The following is a 19,325-nucleotide window of genomic DNA, read 5'->3' as shown; positions in this document are numbered from 1 at the left end:
AATATTGCAATCTGCGGCTGTGATGTAGCAAAAATCGAAAAAACAAGTATCGCTTTAATCGGGAATTATGCGTCGATTCAGACGTACCCGGAACTCGTTGGAATAGATGCATATGTCAGACATGAAAATTGCTCACTCCCTCGCTCTGATCGGCTTTTTGATTTCAAGTTTGGGCACCTGCTGGGCCCAACCTCGCTCCGTGAACTCGAACGCTCGTGCTGTCGAGAACAAATATCATCACCTTGTTGGTGAGTTTAACGTCTATAATCTGCTGGATTCCGAGATCATCGATGCCAATGGAAAGAAGGCGAAAGGCACTCCGCTGATTGCAGCGATCCATGATGGTCCCGAACATCTTACCTACCAGGACCAAAGTTTCACGATCACATGCATCCATAGCGACATCAATATTTCGGTCTATAGCAAGGCTTGGAGCGGTACCCCTCAAGACAAAATCTCTCTGAAGCTTATAGTCAACGGAAAAATTGTGACCAGAGATATCGTGGCTAACCGTCAAGGTGGCGGCGAGGTTTCCTTTAACCATGTCAATCGGAGCCTGCTCGATCAACTGCAGGCAGCCAAAACAGTTGGCTTTGAGGTCACGGATGATGTTGGTTCAGTGAAAGTGCAATTCAATACGCCAGGAATAAGACAGGCCATTGCTCCGGTACGAGCAGCGAGGCGAGCAAGCAAATGCTGATCGCACGGGCGGGAATGGGCAAGAAAATTCGCTGGAGAATGGAGCGCATTTGCTGTGGCCTGCAAAGCAATTATTTGGTCGCATCAACCATGTAAGATCCCGATCAAACTCGCTCGTTCTCTTGAAAACTGTGATCTCTTGGCCTTGGCATCGGCCATTTTCTTGACACGCCGGCGCTTTCATCCTCAATCGAAATGCGGACAAAAGGTCGAGGCGAGGGACGATGGCGGAAGCAGGCATCAAGCTGGAAGAGAGCTGGAAAGAGGCGCTGTCAGAGGAATTCGTCAGCCCCTATATGCAGCAGCTTAAATCCTTTCTTGTCGAAGAGAAGCAGCGCGGCAAGGTGATCTTTCCGCGCGGCAGCGAATATTTCCGGGCCTTGAACCTGACACCGCTCGATGAAGTGCAGGTCGTAATCCTCGGGCAGGACCCCTATCACGGCATCGGCCAGGCGCATGGGCTGTGCTTCAGCGTTCGCCCCGGCGTGCGCATCCCGCCGTCGCTGGTCAATATCTACAAGGAACTGGAAACCGATCTCGGCATTTCGCCGGCTCGTCACGGCTTTCTCGAGAGCTGGGCGAAGCAGGGTGTGCTTTTGCTCAACAGCGTGCTGACGGTCGAGGAATCGCAGGCGGCCTCGCATCAGGGCAAGGGCTGGGAACGCTTCACCGATGCCGTCATCCGCCGGGTCAACGACGAATGCGACGGCGTGGTCTTCATGCTGTGGGGCTCCTACGCGCAGAAGAAAGCCGCTTTCGTCGATACTGAGCGGCATCTCGTGCTGAAAGCCGCACACCCGTCGCCGCTTTCAGCCCATAACGGTTTCCTCGGCTGTCGGCATTTCTCCAAGGCGAATGTCTATCTGGCCGAGCACGGCAAGGATCCGATCGACTGGGCTTTGCCGAGTGATCCCGGTCGTCAGTAAGATTCTTGATCCCAAGGATCGATCACCGGTACGCCGGTATCATCAAAATCGCTGACATTGCGTGTAACGACAATCAGGTCATGGACGATTGCAGTGGCTGCGATCAGCCCGTCGGCATCGCCGCGTGGACGCAGCGCCGCGATACGTCCCCATTCGACGGCGATTTGGTCTGTGATGGGCAGGATACGGCCGCTATGATCATGGCGAAGCTTACGCAGCCATTCCTCCAGATGTCCTGCGGTTCGCGGATCGGACTTTCGCTTCAGGGCGATCCCGCGCATGACTTCGCCGAGCGTGATGACGCTGAGATAAACGGTCGACGGATCGGCCGTGCGTAACCAGGCTGTTGCTTCCGCGCTGCCGCGACGCGCTTCGGAAATGATGTTGGTATCGATCAGATACATCAGAAGGCGACATCCCGGCTTGGCGCCTTGTCTCGCGTTGTCACCGCGTCGGCGAATTCATCGTCCCAGGCAGATCCTGATAGCAGATCATCGACCAGGCTGGGCCTGTTGGCCCGCAGGGCGTCGTAGTCCTCAGCGGAGAGAACAACGACCGCGCGCTCGCCGCGCAACGTCACCGTTTGCGGACCTTCGCTGCGTGCCTTCTGCACGACTTTCGAGAATTGATTTTTGGCATCCTGTAACGGCCAATCCATCGACCGATCTCCTAGCTAGACTGTCTAGATTAAATTAATATGGGTTATTGCCTTAGGCAATACCAATAGGTCGGATGTTCGCGAGAAATGACCATTGAACGATGACAATTTATCGTTCAAAAATCGGAGACAATCCGTTTGGCTATTGGGGGCTATCGAAAAGCGGCCTCTGGGACCATCTTCTGCTCATCAGAAACGCCTGCTGTTGCGGGCGAGACAAGGGGTTAGAGATGCTCAATCAGATCAAGGGTCTTCACCACGTTACGTCGATGGCGGAAGACGCCCGCACCAACAACAAGTTCTTCACGAATACGCTCGGCCTGCGCCGGGTAAAGAAGACCGTCAATTTCGATGCGCCCGATGTCTATCACCTCTACTATGGTGACGAGATCGGCACGCCGGGCACGATCATGACCTATTTTCCGTTCCCGAAGATGGCACGCGGCCGTCCGGGCACCGGCGAAGTCGGCAATACCGTTTTCGCCATTCCGGAAGGCGCGATCGGCTATTGGACCGAGCGGCTCGGCAATCAGGGCGTCGAAGCTCTCAAGGCCGATGAATCCTTCGGCCAGAAGCGCCTGCATTTCGCAGGCCCGGATGGTGACGGTTTCGCGCTTGTCGAGGTTAAGGACGATCATCGTGAACCCTGGACGCATGGCGGCGTCGATGCCGAACATGCCATCAGAGGCTTTCATTCCGTCGCCATGCGGCTGCGGGACGATGGCGCCACGGGCGAATTGCTGAAGTATATGGGCTATGAAGTGGTCGATACGCATGAAGGCGTCAAGCGGCTGGCTATTCCCGGCGGCAACGGTGCCGATTTCGTTGACCTGGAATCCATGCCGAATATCGGCCGTGCGCTTCCCGGCGCGGGCTCCGTCCACCATGTCGCCTTTGCTGTCGAGAACCGCGCAAAGCAGCTCGAGGTGCGCAAGGCGCTGATGGATACGGGATACCAGGTCACGCCGGTCATCGACCGTGATTACTTCTGGGCGATCTATTTCCGCACGCCTGGCGGCGTGCTGTTCGAAGTCGCCACCAACGAGCCTGGATTCAACCGTGACGAGGATACGGCCCATCTCGGCGAGGCGCTGAAGCTGCCGGAACAGCATGCTCATCTGCGAGCGCTGCTCGAGCAGCATCTCGAACCGCTGGACGCTTAATCAGGGGGTTATCATGACGGATACGATCTATGTGCACCGGGTGAAGCCCGGTGCACCCGGCAAGCCTATTCTTTTTACCTTCCACGGTACGGGCGGTGACGAGAACCAGTTCTTCGATTTCGCCAGCCGTCTGCTGCCGGAAGCGACGATCGTCTCGCCGCGTGGCGACGTTTCGGAATATGGCGCGGCGCGGTTCTTCCGGCGCACGGGCGAGGGCGTCTACGACATGGCCGACCTTGCCCGGGCAACCGAGAAAATGGCCACCTATGTCAGGAGCCTGGCCGTCGACCACGGCGCCTCACAGGTGCTTGGTCTCGGCTTTTCCAATGGCGCGAATATTCTCGCCAACGTGCTCATCGAGCATGGCGATCTCTTCAACGCGGCCGTGCTGATGCATCCGCTGATCCCGTTCCAGCCGCGCGACAACGCCAAGCTTAACGGCAGCCGGGTGTTGATCACTGCCGGCGAACGCGACCCGATCTCGCCGGCGCCGGTGACCAAGGCGCTGGCGGATTATTTCACGCGGCAGAAGGCCGAGGTGACGCTCGACTGGCATTCGGGCGGTCACGATATCCGCCCGAATGAGATCGAAGCGATCCACAGCTTCTTCGCGCCCTACGCGTAGTTGCAGGTACAGCTCAGACGCAAGGCGGTCATCGACTGCCTTGGGTCTGATTATTTGCCGATCATCATCAGCATGGTTCCTGCCTGGGTCTCGGCCGCTCGTCGGTCGGCCTGGGCAACATAGTCTGGCCCACAGAAGCGCTTAAGGTTCAAGGCGTCCGTTCCATCCGGCTCGGCCTGTCCGGATTTTGCGATCACGATTTGCCATGCGCAGCCGAGGATCTTGTCTGGCTGGATGGCCTTGTCGCAGCCTGTGCTCAGGCAGAAGGCGACGTTCCTCTGGCCTTGAGATTTCCCCGAAATGGCGTCGCCATAGTCCACCTTCCAGGTATCGCGTGTGTGCCGGCAGGCCGCTGGATTGGTGCTTTGGCTGCAATCCACGACGGGGTTGATATAGCTTTCGGCGACGGGCCACGGCACGGCATCGACCAGGCTCACGCAGCCGCATGCAAACAGGCTTGCCAGCAATAGCTGCATTGAATCTCCCTCTGCCGAATCATCCATACCGTAAAGGCGCTCGAAATATCCGCAAGACGGACGGGTTGCTTTTGGTTGAATTCGTCGGAAACCGGGCGGCGCCAAATCGTCGGCACGTGCCGGCGAAGCCCGGCCTACGGGCACACACAACCATGGGCGTGGCAAGCCTGCAACCGCCGCACTTCTTCCTGCGTTCGCGACACACCGCGCCGCAAGCTTTGCTTGTCGCTCAGCCCGCTGCTCGTTAATAGTCGAAGCCTAAAAGGGTTGGGGGAGAATCGTCGTGACGCTGGCGGAGCAGCAGCAATATCGGCTGGGCGTAGTCTATGTAGCGTGTTCAGCCCTGGCTTGGTCGAGCTCCGGCCTGTTCGTACGCTCGATCCATGCGGATTTGATGACCATCCTCTTTTGCCGCGGCATCGTCTCGGGCCTCGGTGTCTTTGCGCTGTTCTTCTATCTTGAGCGCGGCAGGGGCTGGCGCATTCTTCGCACCATGCGTTGGCCGTCGCTGGCTGCGACGGTGTTTTCCACCGCGTCCATGATCAGCGGCATTGGCTCGATCTATTATACCTCCGTCGCCGATGCCATGGTGATCTATGCAACCGTGCCTTTCGTCACCGCGGGTGTTGCCTATGTCTTCATCAGGGAGCGCCCAAGCATGGCGACGCTGGTCGCCAGCGCCGTCGCGCTCCTCGGCGTAATCGTCATGCTCTCCGGAGAGGCGGGCGGCAGCGGTGGCTGGCTCGGCAAGGTCCTGGCCGGCGTCATGACGCTGACAGTCGCCGGTCTTGCCGTCGTCATGCGCCAGCACCGGAATGTGCCGATGCTGCCGGCGATGGCCTTGTCCGCCTGGCTCTGCTCCTTCATCACCTTCTGGTTCGCTTCGCCGATGATGGTGTCGGGACATGATCTCGGTCTGATCATCGCCTTCGGCATTATTCAGAACGCTATGGGTCTCAGCCTTTATACCTTCGGTTCACGGCTGATACCGGCTGCCGATGCCACCTTGTTGACCTCGCTCGAAGTGCCGCTGACGCCGTTGTGGGTCTGGATGTTCCTAGCAGAGCGTCCGTCGCAGGCGACGTTGATCGGCGGCCCGATCGTGCTCGCCGCGCTCTTCGGCCATATTCTGCTGGAAGTGCGGCGAAACCGGGCGGTGGAGCCGGCGCAAGTGCTCTGAGCGGCTTGTCTGGGTGCCAGTGAAATGCTGAAATCGGCGCGACCAATGGGAACCGATGCTGATGAAGAAGACCTTTAATCCCCCTGCTGTTCGCCGCCCTTTCGGCAACTACAATCACGGCTTGCTGGTGCCGCCGGGCGCCAGCCTGCTGGTCACCTCCGGCCAACTCGGCATCGCGCTTGACGACAACATTCCATCTGACATCACGAGCCAGGCCGAACTCTGCTTCGAGGCGATCAAGTCGATCCTCGAGGAGGCGGGCATGAGCTTCGCCGACGTCATTCGTATCTCCGGTTTCGTCACCAAGCGCGAAGATTTTCCAGCCTATATGGCCGTGCGTGACCGCTATACGCTTGAGCCAAAACCGGTCTCCACCCTGATCATCGTCGGTGGGTTTACGCGACCGGAATTTCTGGTAGAGGTCGAGGTGACGGCGGCGAAGGTGGTGTGAGCGAATATCTTCGCGGCAAAGCGTGGCTCTATCCATTGCGCCGATCAGAACCGCTCCATCTCCCGCTTCACCCTCTCTAGGAACCGCTTTCTCGTCTCGTCCGTCGAGCGGTTCATGTCGTAATGGGCGAGGAAGACCACCGGGGCAAAAGGTTTGATCATGGCGCGGAGCATGCGCTTGATGATTTTCTTCGGCGGATTGCCGACGATGAAGGCGCGGAAGGGATCGGCGCCGTAGGTCATCACGGCGCCGAGCTTGCGGATATGCCGCAGCTTCGACGTCACCTTGCCGTTCACCAGCTCGAAAGTGACGCCCGGCAGCCAGACGCGGTCGAAATAGCCTTTCAGGATCGCCGGAAAGCCGAAATTCCAGACCGGCGTGACAATAACCAAGGCTTCGGCCCGCTGGAGCCGCTCGACATAGGTTTTCACCGCCTCGGTATTCTCGGGATAATCGTGATAGATCATTCGATCATGACGAGAGAGCACAGGGTCGAAGCCCTCGGCGTAGAGATTGCAGTCGTCCACCTCGTGGCCGGCCGCCTTCAGGCTCTCGATCGTCTGTCGGTGCAGGGCCGCGCCAAAACTTTCCTCGACGGGATGCGAATGGAGGACGAGAACCCTCACGAGGCCTCCATCAGCGCCGCAAGACCGGGGAAGAGATAGTTCTGGCCGGCCTTGAAATCGAAGTTGGGATTGTCCCAGGCGATCATCTTGCCGGGGTTAAGCAGGCCCTTCGGGTCCGTCTCTTTCTTGAAGGCGAGCTGGACGGTATCCGTCTGCTTCATGCCGCCTTCTTCCAGCGTATAGCGATGCGGATTGAAGATCGGGCAGCCGTGATCCTGATGGATACGGATGATCTCCTCCAGCCGCGCCTCCGATGTGTAGCGCACAAGCGGCAGGCCGGAGCATTGGATCTGGCCGTCGAACTTGATGAATTCGAGATGGCCGGGCACCTCGTCGCCAAAGATCTCGACCATCTTCTGTACTTTTGCGACGTGATCCGGACCCGGATACTGCACCTGCAGATAGGTGATGGTCGGGTCGACCTTGATGGCGCGCAGCGTCGTGTGATTCCAGGCGAGTTCATAGGCATGCGGAATGCCTTTCATGCTCTCGACCTTATCGGAGCGGAAGGTGATCTCGCCCTTCTGCTGGCTGGTGAAGGCCAGGAACGGGTCCATGGAATGCGGAGCGATCATCAGGGCCACGATCGATTGGCCCTGACGGATATAGGGCTTGTGGCGGGCGAAATATTCGTAAGGGATGGGGGCCGCTATCGGCGCGATCTCCTTGACCAGGATGCCGTTGCATTTGGCGAGCGCATCCGAAAAGCGCACGGCGTCCATGAAATTATCATAGCCGACCAGCACATCCACCCAGTCGTAGGCCGGGGCGAGAGGCATTTCGATCTCGGTGATGATGCCATTGGTGCCGTAGGCATGGCTGACCTTGGTCAGGTCCCAGCCGGTGAGGTCGAGCACGCGCGGCTTGGCCTCCATGGTGACGACGCGCAGGCGCAGGATATTGCCTATATCGCGCAACCCGCCCCAGGTGATCGAGCCGACGCCGCCGGAGCCGCCGGCGATGAAGCCGCCGATGGTCGCCGTCTGCGCGGTGGAGGGATGAAAGCGCAGCTCCTGGCCGGAATGCGCCTTGGTCTGGCGGTCGAGCTCGGCGATGACAATGCCCGGCTCGCAGATGACGCGGCCGGGATGAATTTCCTTGACCTTGTTCATGGCTGCGAGGTTCAGCACAATGCCGCCCGAAAGCGGCATGGCCTGACCGTAGTTGCCAGTACCGGCGCCGCGCGGAGTGACCGGCACATCATGGGCATAGGCCACCTTCAGCGTGCGGATCACCTCTTCCTCGGTCTTCGGCGTCACGACGAGGTCGGCGGTGACATTGTCGAGCTGTGCCTTCAGGATCGGCGAATACCAGTAGAAATCACGGCTCTTCTGGCGCACCAGCGCCGGATTGTCTTCGACGGCGATGCCTTCGAGTTCTTTCTTGATGAGCTGATAATCCGGCATGTCACGCTCCAATAACGGTATCGAGTTCGCGGTAATCCGGCAGGCTACGGTCAATCACTTTGCCTTTGCGAAGGACGACACGGTCGGACTGCGGACGGGAGAGGAATTCGCTCCAGCGCCTGGCGCTGAAGAGGACGAGATCGGCGAGGCCGCCCACGGCGATACGGCCAATATCGGGGCGGCCAACAATGGCTGAAGGAGACGTGGTGATCACCCGGGCGGCGGTATCCAGCGGATGGTCGAGATGCAGGATGCGGACAGCCTCGCGGAAGACCTCGACGGGATCGAGATCGCCATAGGCGTAGAAGGGATCGCGGATATTGTCGGAGGCAACCGCAGTTGGCACGCCGGCGGCCGCCAGCTCGTGCAGAAGGGTGACGCCACGCCAGCGCGGTGTACGGCCCGTATGCCGGTCCTGCAGATACATATTGCACATCGGCAGCGAGACCACCGAAATCCCCGCCTTGGCGACGAGATCGATGGTGGCGACAGCAACATCCTCGTCCTGACGCGCAAGAGAGCAGCAATGGCCCGCGGTGACCTTGCCGGTGAAGCCGTTGCGCAGCACCGCCTCGGCAATCGCCCTAAGCGTCAGAACCTGTTTGTCTTCCGTTTCGTCGACGTGCAAGTCGATGTCCAGGCCGTTGTCCGCGGCGGCGCGGATCAGCTTGTCGAGCTGGCGGTCGATATCGGGGTTCATCTGCGTGACGCCACCGATCAGGCCGCCGGCATCGCGGATCACCATGAGGAGGTCGGTGAAGAAGGCGTCCTCGGTCATGGCATCGAGCGGGAAGAGGGCGACGGCCTGCAGCGCGATCTTGTCTTTCCAGGCTTCGCGCACCGCCGAGAACACCTCGAAAGAAATGCGGTGCTGCGGCGCCAGCGAATCGAGATGGGTGCGGATCAGGCTGGTGCCGTGGACGTAGGCTGAGCGCAGCGAAAATTCCATCCGCTTCCTGACATCGTCAGCCGACCAATTGGCCTCGCGATCGGCACGCACGGCGTCGAGAGCGCCCATGAAACTGCCGTCCGGATTGGCGCGGCGCTCCCAGATATGGCCCTTGTCGATATGGGTGTGCATGTCGGCGAAGGTCGGCCAGACCATGCCGTCCCTCATGTCCGCCTTGGCGAATTCCGCCGGCGCACTGCCGGCCGGCAGGATGTCCTTGATGAGACCATCCGCAACGACGATGTCGGCTTTCATAAGGCCCTCACTTGCCGAGCCGGTGAAGCCGGCAAGCGTCACGGCGGGGACGGTGGCGTTGCTCAGCACGAAGCGCGCCGCGTTCGGCGGGGACATGAAGGAGTAGGACATCAGTTCTCCCGCTTGAGGCTGCTTTCGTGCCAGCGATGCAGGCTCAGCCATGAGATGAAGGAAGTGAGGGCGAAGATGGCGACGCCGAGCGCCGAAAGCAGCAGCAGGGCGGCAAACAGGCGCGGCATGTTCTGGCGGTATTGCGCTTCCAGCAGCCGGAAGGCAAGGCCGGAGTTGGGGCCGCCAGAACCCGCGGCGAATTCAGCGACCACTGAGGCGATCAGCGACAGGCCGCCGCCGATCCTGAGGCCTGTCATGAAATAGGGCTGGGCTGCCGGCAGCTTCAGATGCAACAGCGTCTGCCAGCGCGAGGCGCCGTAGAGATCGAAGAGGTTCAGAAGGTTGTGGTCGACGCTCTTCAGCCCCTGCACCATATTGGAGAGGATCGGGAAGAAGGCGACGAGGAAACCGCAGATCAGCAGAGCTGATTCGCGGGTCGGAGCGTAGATCAGGATCAACGGCGCGATCGCCACGATCGGTGTCACCTGCAGGATGACGGCGAGCGGATAGAAGGCGAGTTCGATCCAGCGCGACTGCACGAGGAAAATCGCAAAGCCGACGCCGCCGATCAGCGCCAGCGCCAGCGAGATGAAGGTGATCTCGGTCGTCACCCAGAGCGCCGGCGAGAGGATGCCCCAGTCCGACACGAGCGATTTCGCGACGGCGAGCGGACTGGGCAGAATATATTGCGGAATGTTGGCGCCGACGACGAGAAGTTGCCAAAGGACGATCAGGATGGCGACGGTCAGCAGCGGTACCAGAATGCCGAGCGAGCGTTCGGCATTTCCAGTCCGGACGGCGGGTTCGGATGGCACATTGGCCGCTTCTGTCGAGAGGCTGACGTGTAGGCTGGTGCTGTCGCTCATCAATGCGCCTCCGGCCAACCAATGGCCTCGATCAGGGAACGGGACACCTTCTCACAAACCTGCCGGTATTCTTCGGAAGACCGGTAAAGGAGGTCGCGTTCGCCGCTGGTGTCCAGTGGAAAATCGGCGTGGACACGGCCGGGGCGCGCTTTCATCACGACGATGCGGTTTGAGAGATAGGCGGACTCGTAGACGGAATGGGTGACGAAGATCACCGTGATGCCGGTGTTCTTCCATAGCCGCAGCACATCGTCGTTGAGCTTCTGACGGGTGATCTCGTCGAGCGCCGCAAAGGGCTCGTCCATCAGCAGCAGCTTCGGCTTGGTGACCAGCGCACGGGCGATGGAGACGCGCATCTTCATGCCGCCGGACAATTCGCGCGGATAGGCGTCGGCGAAATCCTGCAGACCGACGGTCGCCAATGTTCCCATGATCTGGTCGTAGGCCGCGACTTTGGAAACGCCGCGCAGTTTTATAGGCAGATGGACATTGCCGAAGACGGTCTTCCACGGCAGCAGTGTCGGCTCCTGGAAGACGAAACCGATATCGCCTTCCGGCAGGCCCCCGGAATTGATGCGTGAACTCGGCCAGTCGATGGTGCCGCTGGAGGCGCCACCGAGGCCGGCGATGATGCGCAGCGCCGTCGACTTGCCGCAGCCGGAGGGGCCGAGCAGGCTGATGAACTCGCCGCTTTCAACGTTGATCGACATGCCGGAGAGCGCCAGCGTGCCGTTGGAGAAGACTTTGGAGACCTGTTCCATCACGACCAGCGGCCGCTTGCGTGCTTCTGTCGTGGGGGCAGCGGTTGCATTGGGTATGGTCATGCTCTGGCTCTCTGTCGATGTCAGCAATCGGCTTCAGAGCAAGAATTGCCCCTCACCCTTACCCTCTCCCCGCTAGCGGGGAGAGGGGACTATCGTGTTCATGCCTGCCGATCTCAATCACCATAGCCTATGGCGGCAGTTGCAGCTCTTGTTGTTCGGCGATCGCGCCCTTTGCTCTGTCGTTCCCCCTCCCCGCGAGCGGGGAGGGGGCGAGGATGAGGGGCTGCTCTGCTTGACCGTCACTTCTTCAGCGACATGCCGACGCCCTTGCAGGCGAACTGCGGGTCAAAGGCTTTCTTGTAATCCGTATCGGCGGTAAACACCTTGATCTGCACCATTTCGTCGAAGAATTTCTTGTAGTGCGCGTCGGTGATGCAGCCGATGCCCTTGTCCAGCCCGTCGCCGGATTCGACAATGCCGTATTCCTTCATCTTGGCAATGGAATAGGCGATCTGGCCGTCCGTCATATCCGGATTGTCCTTCTTGATCAGCTCGTTGGCCGCCTTGTTGTCGCCGTAGAGATAGTTGTACCAGCCCTCGATCGAGGCGCTGACGAAACGCTGCACGAGGTCTGGGTTCTTCTGAACGAGCGACGTCTGCGTGGTGATCATCGTCGAATAGGGCGAATAGCCGCTGTCGGCGAGCAGGAAGACCTTCGGTTCCCAGCCGGTCTGCTTCTGGATTTCATAGGGTTCGGAGGTCAGATAACCCTGCTGCGCCGACTGCTTGTCGGCGAGGAACGGCGCCGGGCTGAAATTATAGGGCTTGTATTGTTCGTCCTTGAAGCCGGGGAAATTGGCCTTCATCCATTCGAAGAACGTGACGTAGCCGTCCTTGCCAAGGAAGATCGTCGGCAGCTTGGCGAGATCCTCGAATTTGTCGACGCCGGCGTCCGGATGGGCGATCAGCACCTGTGGGTCCTTCTGGAAGATGGCGGCAACGTCGACGATCGGGATGCCCTGTTTGACGGCATCGATTTCCTGTTGTGGGCTACCCATGTAGAAATCGATCTTGCCGGAAATCAGCAGCGCCTGGTTGGCAGCATTGGGGCCACCCTGGACAATTTCGACATCCAGGCCGTATTTTTTGTAGGTGCCATCGGCAATCGCCTGGTAGAAGCCGCCATGTTCTGCCTCCGCCAGCCAGTTGGTCCCATAGGTCACCTTGTCGAGGGCGTTCGCCGGCTGTGCCGCGGCGACAGCGGCCACGAGGCTCATGACGGCGAGAAATGCTTTGGTCTTCAATGCATTGGACATGGCCGGTTGTTCCCCTTATCTGCCATGGGACGCCGCGATTGACGCCCATTTTCCGCATTTGAGCGATTGCGTCGCGCTTTGAAAAGCATCAAAATTCGTGCGCATTGATGCCTTTTAGGCATCTCAGCACGCACCTGTGCCTAAATTGTGCGGCCTGGGCAAAATTTATGCAATGGGGATGCGCATGCTGCACTCGAGACGGCTTCTTTACATCAATGAGATTGCCCGCTGCGGCTCGATCCGCAAGGCGGCGGCGAGGCTCAATGTGGCGTCCTCCGCCATCAACCGGCAGATCCTGGCGCTGGAAGAAGAGATGGGAGCGCCGCTGTTCGAACGGCTGCCGCGCGGCCTCAGGCTGACGGCGGCAGGCGAGCTCTGCATCGAGCATATCCGCGAGGTGCTGAAGAATTACGAGCGGCTGGAAGGACGCATCCGCAGTCTGAAGATGCAGCAGGCCGGCAAGGTTAGGATCGTCACGACCGTCGGCCTTGCCTCCGGGCCGCTGCCGGAGATCATTGCGCGCTTTCTCTCCGAACATCCGCGCGTCTTTATCCAGTTGCGCAACGATGCCGGCTCGACGACGATGGCGCCGGTCCTGTCAGGCGAAGTCGATATCGGCCTTGGCTTCAACATCCCAGCGACACCGGGCATCCGTTCGCTCGGCAATTTCGACATCCCGATCGGCGTCGTGCTGCCGCCGGGGCATCCGCTGATCGGGCCGGGGCCGATCAATCTTGCCGATGTCGTGGAGGAGCGGCTGCTGCTGGCGCAGCCTGGCACCAGCCTGCGCGACGTCATCAATCTGACGCTGGCGCGGCTATCGGTGCAGGTGGAACCCGTACTGGAAACCAACGCGTCGGAGATGTTGAAGCAGCTCGTCAAATGCGGGGCGGGGCTGACGCTGTTGAACCCGCTCGACGTCATCACCGAATGTCGGCGCGGCGAACTCGTATTCCGGTCGATCGCCGAGCCGCATTCGCGGCATCAGCCGATGAAGCTCTTTGCCCGCACGCGTGCGCCGCTCGATGCGGCGACCAGCCTGTTCGTGGAATATCTGCTCGCCGAACTGGCCGGCCTGGTGGAGGAGCTGCAGGCGAAAGGGCACATTTCGGCAGCATCGGAACGCCGCCGGCCGGAAGCCTATTTCGAATAGAGGTTCGACAAGGGGTAGTCCCGGAGATCGCGCAGCATTTCGATGAAGCCCTGCACTTGATGGCGGCAGATGAGCGCGCCTTTTTCCGCCGTGCCGTTGGCGGCATCGCCGACAACGCCATTGGGATTGAGATCATGGGCGATCCAGGCAAGTGAATGCGGCGGCAGCGGCTGCAGGTATTTCGACTGCTCCTTCATCCATTCCGCCTTGGAGACGAAGTTTTCAGCCTTGTCCATCCGTACCAGCTCGGGGCGGAAATGCAGCATCAGCGAGGTTTCGACGTCGCCGCCATGGATGCCGTAGCGCTGCTCATGGTCGCTGATCATGCCGTCCGGCGTGCCGAAGCGCGTCCATTGCGTGGCGACGACCGCCATCTGGTAGCGCACGCGCAGTTCGCGCGCAACGATGCCCATGATGTCGAGATTGCCGCCATGGGAATTGACGATCACCATCTTGCGAATGCCGGCTTCGGCAACCTTCGCGCCGACCGCCGTCCAGACCGGGATCAGCAGCTCGGCGCTGAGGGAGAGCGTGCCGGGGCCGTAGATATGTTCGTTGGCCTTGCCGATTTCCTGGGTCGGTAGCACCAGGAAGTCGAGGTCGTCCGGGCGTTGTGCCCTCAACTCGGCCAGCATGCCATTGGCGATGGCGACGTCGGTCGCGATCGGCAGATGTGGACCATGCTGTTCGGTCGAGGCGATCGGCAGGATGGCGATCGTGGTGTCGGGCGAGAGGCCGGCGAAATCATAGGTGGTCAGTTCGTTCCAATAGAAGGGCTTTGCCATCGCCATTTCCTCTCATGTGCTTCTCTTTCACAACGGATACGGCAAGCATGATGGCGGGGGAAAGCATCAATTTGCGGGCGTGCCGCTGCCTTTTTGTGTGCACATCCGGCGGAACGGGCATCGCGGCCGTAGTCGGCCGCGATGCTGTCCGCGGTTCATTCGAGCGCGCCGCCTGTGAAGACCGAGACGTCGCTGCCCTCGAAGTCAGTTGAGCGGCTGACTTGTTCCCATTCCGCCGCTGCCTTTGTGCGTGCCGCTTCCGCCAGGCCGAAGACGAAGAGAGCATCGCTGCCGAGGAGGAGGTGGTTGGGCAGAGTGTCCCTTTGAACCAGATCGAGGATCACCTTCGCGATCTTTTGCGGATCGCCGAATTCCTTGCCCGCGAGGTGCTTCAGCATGCCATAGACAGCACCGACACTCGGTTGATAGTCGGGCAGCAGCTCGACATCCGTGCCTGCGGCGGTCTGAGCCCAGTTGGTACGCATGCCGCCGGGCTCGAGCGCAATGACCTTGACGCCGAAAGACGTGACCTCTTTGGCGAGGACCTCGGTGAAGCCGCCGACTGCCCATTTGGCGGCTTGATAGGCGCTGAGGCCCGGTATGCTGGTGCGACCGCCCACGGAGGAGATGTTGATGATGTGGCCGGAGCGCTGCGCGCGCATGATGGGCAGGGCGGCCCGCGTCAGGTTGACGACACCGTAGAAGTTCGTATCGATCTGCGCCTTGAACTCTTCTTCCGATGCCTGTTCGAACGGTGACATATGCCCGAAACCGGCATTATTGACGAGCACGTCGAGGCCGCCGAAGGTATCGACGGCAGTTTGGACTGCCGCTCTCGCCGCAACGGCGTCGGTTACGTCAAGGGCGGCGACCTTGATCCGATCGCCATACTGCTTGGTCAGGTCATCGAGCCGGCCCGGATTGCGTGCCGTCGCCACTAGACGGTCGCCACTGTCGAGAACGGCCTCGGCGAGCGTACGCCCCAATCCATTGGCGCTTCCTGTTATCAACCATGTCTTTGACATCTCTGTCTCCTTTGAGTGAGTACATGCTCATTATTTGTCGAAATAAAAAGAGCTCATTTATTGGAAATTGCGCCCCAGTAGGTCTCGAAGCCTGCGCGCCGGTAGCTTTCGATATTGCCGGGATCCCGGTGGATGAATTCGAGGACCATATCTGTCAGCACGTCGGTGGTGGCGCCAAGCATGTCCTTCGGCTGCTGCCGTAAAATGCCTGACTGAAAACCTTCGTCCAGCATCGATTGAATGTCGCGGAAGGCAGCCATGCCGGCCTTGCGGCTCGCCTCGGTCACTTTGTCCGAAACGCCGAGCTGCCGCAAGGCTCTCCGTTTTGCCGGGTTTTTCGCGCCCCAATCGATGGACTGGTTCCACAGATGTTCGCAACGCTCTTTCACGCTCGCCTCTGTCGGATAGCCGGCGGCGATGGCAGCCTTCATGTCCGCTTTGAGCGCAAGGTAGAGTTCATTGAGCAGGTCGTCCTTCGTCGGGAAATAGACGAACAATGTTCCCTCGGCGATGCCGGCATCCTTGGCGATCTTCGCCGTGGAGGCGGAAACGCCAAGCGAGCCGACGGCCTCGGCCGCTGCCGCTAAAATGGCGTTGCGCTTTTCTTCACTGAGGGGACGTGCCATGGCTTCATTTAATGAGTGAGTACATCCTCAGTTATAAGATCCTTGGTCGATGGTGTCAACATGATGCGTTTCAGAATTCAAGGGATGTACGAAAGGGGTTCGCAGGATTGCTTTTCTTTTTGTTTATAGATTTTATAGAAAACTAATTGCTCCTCCGATACCGGTCCAGTGAAACGCCATTGCTTGAGATAAGCCTCGCGACCCACTACTTTTGCCCACATCCGGCGCCAGTTGTGGGGACACAGGAATGAACATGAAAACATCCGTAGCGATCGAGAGGGCTGTGCCTGTCGCCGATCCCGATGTGGTCAAATCCGAGTTTCGCAACGCCATGGCGCGGATGGCAGCCGCTGTCAGCATCGTGACGACCAATGGACCGGCTGGGCTGGCAGGGTTTGCCGCAACAGCCGTTTGCAGCGTCACCGACAATCCGCCGACGCTGCTGGTTTGTCTCAACCGCACGGCTTCGGTTCATCCGGCGGTCACGGAAAATGGTGTGCTTTGCGTGAACGTGCTTTCGGAGGGACATCAGGACCTGTCGCGCCTCTTTGGCGGCAAGACGCCGGTAGCGGAGCGTTTTGCCGCAGCTGCATGGTCGGAACTGTCAACCGGCGCGCCGGCATTGGAGGATGCGCTCGTTTCGTTCGATTGCCGTATCGTGCATCGCGCCGATGGCGGAACGCATGATATCCTGATGTGCGAAGTCGATGCCATCCGCCTGCGCGACGGCGGGCAGGGGCTCATCTATTTCGACCGGGCCTATCATCCGGCGGGATCGGCCGAATAGGCCAGGAAGTCTTTAATTACCCCCATGACTAGGGCAGGACGTTCGCGATGTGGCGAATGTCCAGCGTCCGGAAAAATATGGAATGATCCGCGGCCTGCCGCGATCCGACGTGGATGGGCAAGTGAACCATATTCATCACGGTCGCCGTGAATGGCGATCACCGGACACCGCAGTCGCCCAAGTGCTGCATCGAGATTCCATGCCGCGAATTCCGGAGCAAGCCAGGTTTCGATCCACGCGCGCAGCACCCAATCAGCTTTGTCGCCGTGATATTTGGCAAGCCGGGCAACATTATCGACCGACGCAAATTCCTGCCGAGCGATCCTGATACCCTGCAGCGTCTTATCTTCCACGAAAACCTGGGCGGCGATGGTAATCACGGCTTTGCACCCGGCAAACTTGGCTCCCGTTTCCACCGCCATGCCGCCGCCCACGCTGTGCCCACAGGCGACAAATTCCGGAACCGCCAATTGCTCGCAGAGGAGGGGTACGAAGCGTTCGGCTTCCAAGGCGATGAAGTCTCGCTCCAAAATGTCCGTACGAGCATCGGAGCGACCAAAGCCCAATCGGTCATAGGCGATCACACGTCGCCCGAGAGAACCTGCCAGCAGCTGCGGGAAATCCTTCCAGAGCGCAACGCATCCGAGAGAATCGTGAAACAGGATTATCGGCGACTTGGAATTCAGATCGCATGGCGCCCATGATTTGGCATAGAGGCGTCCGCCCGGGCTCTCAATCCAGTGCTCTGCCTCCACGATCTCTGCCATTTTTCCAGCCTACCTAAAGAATGGGAACTCACGCCAGCGTGTGGCGAAGAATACCAGCCGAAGCGATTGCGATCAGCACTGTGGGAAGCACTGGTAGTCGGGTAGCCGCCAACATCGTGAGCGCAAGGGTGATGAGATCGGCTGGGCGTCCAGTGACGAAGTCCGGCGCGATGACCGTGATCAGCACGCAACCGGGGGCATTCTCCATTACGGTCCGCAAACGAGGACTTAGCGTGCGGTTGCGCAAGAAGACATATCCTCCGATACGCGTCAGATAGGTAACCGCTGCCATGCAGATGATGGTAATAACAAATGAAGGATCAGACATCAGTCCGCGCCAACAGGAATGCAGAGAATACACCGGAAAGAGCCCCGGCGGGAACATACCAAGCCCCGGGAAACACCAGGTATGTGGTTGCGGCGACGAGCAGGCTGACCAGCCAGGGAAGTGCCGCTTTCGCACCTTTCCACATTCCGGCGAGCATCACGAAAAATACGGCGGGGAATGCCATGTCAAAGCCATATCGTGTGACATCGCCAAGAATTGGCCCCACGAAAGCTCCTATTGTCGTGAAGATAACCCAGCTGAAATAGAGGCCGAGGGCGACGCCGAAGAAATAGCCGAGGCTCAAGGTCGTGCTCGACTTTTTCGCGTCGGCGAGACCCATTGCCCAGCTTTCGTCGCACATGAAGAACAGTGCCATGAAAGCCTTTTTCTTCGACAGGTGTCGGATGAAGGGAGCGAGTGCCGCACCCATCAGGAGGTGGCGGCTGTTGACCAGAAACGTGATGGCGACAATGAGGAGAATGTGCGGGGGAGACGTCCAAAGTTCGACAGCCGCGAACTCCGAGCCGCCGCCGAAGTTCAATCCCGTTATCAAAGGCACTTCTCCAAGACTGAACCCTTTAGCAGCCGCGCGTGCTCCAAGTACCAGTGCAAAAGGCACGAAGCCCAACATCACCGGTATCGAATCCCTGAGACCTCGCCACCCCTCTGAACGTCCCTGCGATCGGACGCTGACATCACCTGAAACGCAGTCCGCCACCTTTGCAAACCCTTCTCATCTCGAATTGCCGACACCTTGAGCGACATACGAGCGAGAGAGTAGCCCAGTCATTCGCGATTTTGGTTGCGTTTTGCGGCCGAAATCTTCAAAAATTGGCAGAATATGCCAACGATCACATACTTCCTGGCGGAAAACTCCAATGAAACTTGATTCCTTAGATCGCGCGATACTCCGCGTCCTGCAACAGGATGGGAAAATCCAGAATACTGAGCTGGCCGCAAAGGTGGGACTGTCTCCGTCTCCATGTCTGAGGCGGGTCAAGTTGCTGGAAGAGGCAGGTATCATCAAGCAATATGTCGCCATCCTCGACCCCGCAAAGCTCGATATGGGCTTCACTGTTTTTGTCCGAATATGGCTTTCCAGCCAGGACGAAGAGACGACGACAGCTTTCTATGAGGCGGCTGAAAAGCTTCCACAGGTGGTCGAGTGCCACCTCATGGCGGGCGACTGCGATTTCCTACTCAGGGTCGTAGCACCGGATCTGGACGGATACAGACGGTTTCAGATGGAGCACCTTGGCCGCATCAAAGGAGTCAGAAACATCAAGACCGAAATTCCGATGCAGAAGATCAAGCAGTCGTGGCAAGTGCCAATCTGATGCTGCTCAATCCGCTTCCAGCAACAGGCCGCCTACGGCGGCATCG

At 59.3% G+C, this 19,325-nt stretch carries 24 protein-coding genes; 9 read left to right on the top strand and 15 right to left on the bottom strand.

The window, feature by feature from the left end; all coding sequences use genetic code 11:
• Positions 1-112: 112 nt before the first annotated feature.
• Positions 113-700 (top strand): hypothetical protein, encoded by a 588-nt coding sequence (locus CCGE525_RS16240; RefSeq protein ID WP_120705183.1) that lies wholly within the window; start codon positions 113-115, stop codon positions 698-700.
• A gap of 223 nt (positions 701-923) precedes the next feature.
• Positions 924-1,625 (top strand): uracil-DNA glycosylase, encoded by a 702-nt coding sequence (gene ung, locus CCGE525_RS16235; RefSeq protein WP_120705182.1) that lies wholly within the window; start codon positions 924-926, stop codon positions 1,623-1,625.
• Here ung and CCGE525_RS16230 read toward each other — a convergent pair.
• Together CCGE525_RS16230 and CCGE525_RS16225 are read right to left on the bottom strand one after the other, a co-directional pair.
• Complete coding sequence (locus tag CCGE525_RS16230) at positions 1,619-2,029, bottom strand: type II toxin-antitoxin system VapC family toxin (protein ID WP_120705181.1); 411 nt, start codon at positions 2,027-2,029, stop codon at positions 1,619-1,621. The two genes, ung and CCGE525_RS16230, sit on opposite strands and share 7 nt — an antisense overlap.
• Entirely contained in the window at positions 2,029-2,283 is a 255-nt protein-coding gene (locus CCGE525_RS16225) for a type II toxin-antitoxin system Phd/YefM family antitoxin (RefSeq protein ID WP_120705180.1), read from the bottom strand. Before CCGE525_RS16225 ends, CCGE525_RS16230 begins: the two co-directional genes overlap by 1 nt.
• A 230-nt stretch (positions 2,284-2,513) precedes the next feature.
• Here CCGE525_RS16225 and CCGE525_RS16220 point away from each other — a divergent pair, with 230 nt between their 5' ends.
• A complete protein-coding gene (locus CCGE525_RS16220; protein WP_120705179.1) occupies positions 2,514-3,446 on the top strand; it encodes a VOC family protein in 933 nt (310 codons plus the stop codon).
• A gap of 13 nt (positions 3,447-3,459) precedes the next feature.
• The gene (locus tag CCGE525_RS16215) at positions 3,460-4,071 is read left to right on the top strand and encodes an alpha/beta hydrolase (RefSeq protein WP_120706440.1); all 612 of its coding nucleotides are present in this window, start codon (positions 3,460-3,462) and stop codon (positions 4,069-4,071) included.
• Between the two features lie 50 nt (positions 4,072-4,121).
• On the opposite strand, the gene CCGE525_RS16210 is transcribed toward CCGE525_RS16215, so the two are convergent.
• Positions 4,122-4,547 (bottom strand): hypothetical protein, encoded by a 426-nt coding sequence (locus CCGE525_RS16210; protein WP_120705178.1) that lies wholly within the window; start codon positions 4,545-4,547, stop codon positions 4,122-4,124.
• 283 nt (positions 4,548-4,830) lie between these two features.
• Here CCGE525_RS16210 and CCGE525_RS16205 point away from each other — a divergent pair, with 283 nt between their 5' ends.
• Positions 4,831-5,727: a DMT family transporter gene (locus tag CCGE525_RS16205; protein ID WP_120705177.1), complete on the top strand. Its 897-nt coding sequence runs from the start codon at positions 4,831-4,833 to the stop codon at positions 5,725-5,727.
• 61 nt (positions 5,728-5,788) lie between these two features.
• Complete coding sequence (locus CCGE525_RS16200; RefSeq protein WP_120706439.1) at positions 5,789-6,178, top strand: RidA family protein; 390 nt, start codon at positions 5,789-5,791, stop codon at positions 6,176-6,178.
• 44 nt (positions 6,179-6,222) lie between these two features.
• On the opposite strand, the gene CCGE525_RS16195 is transcribed toward CCGE525_RS16200, so the two are convergent.
• The 6 genes from CCGE525_RS16195 to CCGE525_RS16170 all read right to left on the bottom strand — a co-directional run bounded on the left by CCGE525_RS16195 (position 6,223) and on the right by CCGE525_RS16170 (position 12,471).
• A complete protein-coding gene (locus tag CCGE525_RS16195) occupies positions 6,223-6,804 on the bottom strand; it encodes an NAD(P)H-dependent oxidoreductase (RefSeq protein ID WP_120705176.1) in 582 nt (193 codons plus the stop codon).
• Positions 6,801-8,210, bottom strand: a complete 1,410-nt coding sequence (locus CCGE525_RS16190; RefSeq protein WP_120705175.1) for an FAD-binding oxidoreductase — start codon at positions 8,208-8,210, stop codon at positions 6,801-6,803. Before CCGE525_RS16190 ends, CCGE525_RS16195 begins: the two co-directional genes overlap by 4 nt.
• A 1-nt stretch (position 8,211) precedes the next feature.
• Positions 8,212-9,525: a cytosine deaminase gene (locus CCGE525_RS16185; RefSeq protein WP_120705174.1), complete on the bottom strand. Its 1,314-nt coding sequence runs from the start codon at positions 9,523-9,525 to the stop codon at positions 8,212-8,214.
• Entirely contained in the window at positions 9,525-10,391 is an 867-nt protein-coding gene (locus tag CCGE525_RS16180) for an ABC transporter permease (RefSeq protein WP_245472030.1), read from the bottom strand. The genes CCGE525_RS16185 and CCGE525_RS16180 overlap by 1 nt, the downstream gene beginning before the upstream one ends.
• Positions 10,391-11,215: an ABC transporter ATP-binding protein gene (locus tag CCGE525_RS16175; protein WP_120705173.1), complete on the bottom strand. Its 825-nt coding sequence runs from the start codon at positions 11,213-11,215 to the stop codon at positions 10,391-10,393. Before CCGE525_RS16175 ends, CCGE525_RS16180 begins: the two co-directional genes overlap by 1 nt.
• Positions 11,216-11,454: 239 nt before the next feature.
• Positions 11,455-12,471: an ABC transporter substrate-binding protein gene (locus CCGE525_RS16170; RefSeq protein ID WP_120705172.1), complete on the bottom strand. Its 1,017-nt coding sequence runs from the start codon at positions 12,469-12,471 to the stop codon at positions 11,455-11,457.
• Positions 12,472-12,655: 184 nt separating this feature from the next.
• Between CCGE525_RS16170 and CCGE525_RS16165 the strand changes: the two genes are divergently transcribed.
• Positions 12,656-13,624 carry a LysR family transcriptional regulator gene (locus tag CCGE525_RS16165; protein WP_120706437.1) on the top strand — a complete coding sequence of 323 codons (969 nt, stop codon included), beginning with the start codon at positions 12,656-12,658 and terminating at the stop codon, positions 13,622-13,624.
• Here CCGE525_RS16165 and CCGE525_RS16160 read toward each other — a convergent pair.
• The 3 genes from CCGE525_RS16160 to CCGE525_RS16150 form a co-directional block, all read right to left on the bottom strand.
• Positions 13,612-14,409, bottom strand: coding sequence for a creatininase family protein (locus tag CCGE525_RS16160; RefSeq protein WP_120705171.1), 798 nt, complete (start codon positions 14,407-14,409; stop codon positions 13,612-13,614). The genes CCGE525_RS16165 and CCGE525_RS16160 overlap by 13 nt on opposite strands.
• A gap of 155 nt (positions 14,410-14,564) precedes the next feature.
• Complete coding sequence (locus CCGE525_RS16155) at positions 14,565-15,434, bottom strand: SDR family NAD(P)-dependent oxidoreductase (RefSeq protein WP_120705170.1); 870 nt, start codon at positions 15,432-15,434, stop codon at positions 14,565-14,567.
• A 53-nt stretch (positions 15,435-15,487) separates the two neighbouring features.
• Positions 15,488-16,060, bottom strand: a complete 573-nt coding sequence (locus tag CCGE525_RS16150; RefSeq protein WP_120705169.1) for a TetR/AcrR family transcriptional regulator — start codon at positions 16,058-16,060, stop codon at positions 15,488-15,490.
• Positions 16,061-16,307: 247 nt separating this feature from the next.
• Here CCGE525_RS16150 and CCGE525_RS16145 point away from each other — a divergent pair, with 247 nt between their 5' ends.
• The gene (locus CCGE525_RS16145) at positions 16,308-16,847 is read left to right on the top strand and encodes a flavin reductase (protein ID WP_120705168.1); all 540 of its coding nucleotides are present in this window, start codon (positions 16,308-16,310) and stop codon (positions 16,845-16,847) included.
• Here the strand turns inward: CCGE525_RS16145 and CCGE525_RS16140 are convergent.
• Genes CCGE525_RS16140 through CCGE525_RS16130 form a run of 3 tightly spaced genes read right to left on the bottom strand, consistent with a single transcriptional unit; the run spans position 16,823 to position 18,573 of the window.
• Complete coding sequence (locus CCGE525_RS16140; protein ID WP_120705167.1) at positions 16,823-17,614, bottom strand: alpha/beta fold hydrolase; 792 nt, start codon at positions 17,612-17,614, stop codon at positions 16,823-16,825. The genes CCGE525_RS16145 and CCGE525_RS16140 overlap by 25 nt on opposite strands.
• Positions 17,615-17,642: 28 nt before the next feature.
• On the bottom strand, positions 17,643-17,942 hold the full coding sequence (locus tag CCGE525_RS16135) for an AzlD family protein (protein WP_120705166.1): 300 nt from the start codon (positions 17,940-17,942) through the stop codon (positions 17,643-17,645).
• Positions 17,935-18,573, bottom strand: coding sequence for an AzlC family ABC transporter permease (locus CCGE525_RS16130; RefSeq protein ID WP_120705165.1), 639 nt, complete (start codon positions 18,571-18,573; stop codon positions 17,935-17,937). The genes CCGE525_RS16135 and CCGE525_RS16130 overlap by 8 nt, the downstream gene beginning before the upstream one ends.
• Positions 18,574-18,820: 247 nt before the next feature.
• Between CCGE525_RS16130 and CCGE525_RS16125 the strand changes: the two genes are divergently transcribed.
• The gene (locus CCGE525_RS16125) at positions 18,821-19,279 is read left to right on the top strand and encodes an Lrp/AsnC family transcriptional regulator (RefSeq protein WP_120705164.1); all 459 of its coding nucleotides are present in this window, start codon (positions 18,821-18,823) and stop codon (positions 19,277-19,279) included.
• Positions 19,280-19,325 lie beyond the last annotated feature (46 nt).

This window comes from Rhizobium jaguaris, from assembly GCF_003627755.1.
In the GTDB taxonomy this organism is placed as follows: Bacteria; Pseudomonadota; Alphaproteobacteria; order Rhizobiales; family Rhizobiaceae; genus Rhizobium; species Rhizobium jaguaris.
Note: the sequence above shows the minus strand (reverse complement) of the source record. Positions and strands in the feature narration are given on the sequence as shown.

Bases quoted from the DNA above. Each gene is read 5' to 3' on its own strand.
- CCGE525_RS16240 (WP_120705183.1), top strand. From the start codon at position 113: ATGTCAGACATGAAAATTGCTCACTCCCTCGCTCTGATCGGCTTTTTG.
- ung (WP_120705182.1), top strand. From the start codon at position 924: ATGGCGGAAGCAGGCATCAAGCTGGAAGAGAGCTGGAAAGAGGCGCTG.
- CCGE525_RS16230 (WP_120705181.1), bottom strand. From the start codon at position 2,029: ATGTATCTGATCGATACCAACATCATTTCCGAAGCGCGTCGCGGCAGC.
- CCGE525_RS16225 (WP_120705180.1), bottom strand. From the start codon at position 2,283: ATGGATTGGCCGTTACAGGATGCCAAAAATCAATTCTCGAAAGTCGTG.
- CCGE525_RS16220 (WP_120705179.1), top strand. From the start codon at position 2,514: ATGCTCAATCAGATCAAGGGTCTTCACCACGTTACGTCGATGGCGGAA.
- CCGE525_RS16215 (WP_120706440.1), top strand. From the start codon at position 3,460: ATGACGGATACGATCTATGTGCACCGGGTGAAGCCCGGTGCACCCGGC.
- CCGE525_RS16210 (WP_120705178.1), bottom strand. From the start codon at position 4,547: ATGCAGCTATTGCTGGCAAGCCTGTTTGCATGCGGCTGCGTGAGCCTG.
- CCGE525_RS16200 (WP_120706439.1), top strand. From the start codon at position 5,789: ATGAAGAAGACCTTTAATCCCCCTGCTGTTCGCCGCCCTTTCGGCAAC.
- CCGE525_RS16190 (WP_120705175.1), bottom strand. From the start codon at position 8,210: ATGCCGGATTATCAGCTCATCAAGAAAGAACTCGAAGGCATCGCCGTC.
- CCGE525_RS16185 (WP_120705174.1), bottom strand. From the start codon at position 9,525: ATGTCCTACTCCTTCATGTCCCCGCCGAACGCGGCGCGCTTCGTGCTG.
- CCGE525_RS16180 (WP_245472030.1), bottom strand. From the start codon at position 10,391: ATGAGCGACAGCACCAGCCTACACGTCAGCCTCTCGACAGAAGCGGCC.
- CCGE525_RS16175 (WP_120705173.1), bottom strand. From the start codon at position 11,215: ATGACCATACCCAATGCAACCGCTGCCCCCACGACAGAAGCACGCAAG.
- CCGE525_RS16170 (WP_120705172.1), bottom strand. From the start codon at position 12,471: ATGTCCAATGCATTGAAGACCAAAGCATTTCTCGCCGTCATGAGCCTC.
- CCGE525_RS16165 (WP_120706437.1), top strand. From the start codon at position 12,656: ATGCTGCACTCGAGACGGCTTCTTTACATCAATGAGATTGCCCGCTGC.
- CCGE525_RS16160 (WP_120705171.1), bottom strand. From the start codon at position 14,409: ATGGCAAAGCCCTTCTATTGGAACGAACTGACCACCTATGATTTCGCC.
- CCGE525_RS16155 (WP_120705170.1), bottom strand. From the start codon at position 15,434: ATGTCAAAGACATGGTTGATAACAGGAAGCGCCAATGGATTGGGGCGT.
- CCGE525_RS16150 (WP_120705169.1), bottom strand. From the start codon at position 16,060: ATGGCACGTCCCCTCAGTGAAGAAAAGCGCAACGCCATTTTAGCGGCA.
- CCGE525_RS16145 (WP_120705168.1), top strand. From the start codon at position 16,308: ATGAACATGAAAACATCCGTAGCGATCGAGAGGGCTGTGCCTGTCGCC.
- CCGE525_RS16140 (WP_120705167.1), bottom strand. From the start codon at position 17,614: ATGGCAGAGATCGTGGAGGCAGAGCACTGGATTGAGAGCCCGGGCGGA.
- CCGE525_RS16135 (WP_120705166.1), bottom strand. From the start codon at position 17,942: ATGTCTGATCCTTCATTTGTTATTACCATCATCTGCATGGCAGCGGTT.
- CCGE525_RS16130 (WP_120705165.1), bottom strand. From the start codon at position 18,573: ATGTTGGGCTTCGTGCCTTTTGCACTGGTACTTGGAGCACGCGCGGCT.
- CCGE525_RS16125 (WP_120705164.1), top strand. From the start codon at position 18,821: ATGAAACTTGATTCCTTAGATCGCGCGATACTCCGCGTCCTGCAACAG.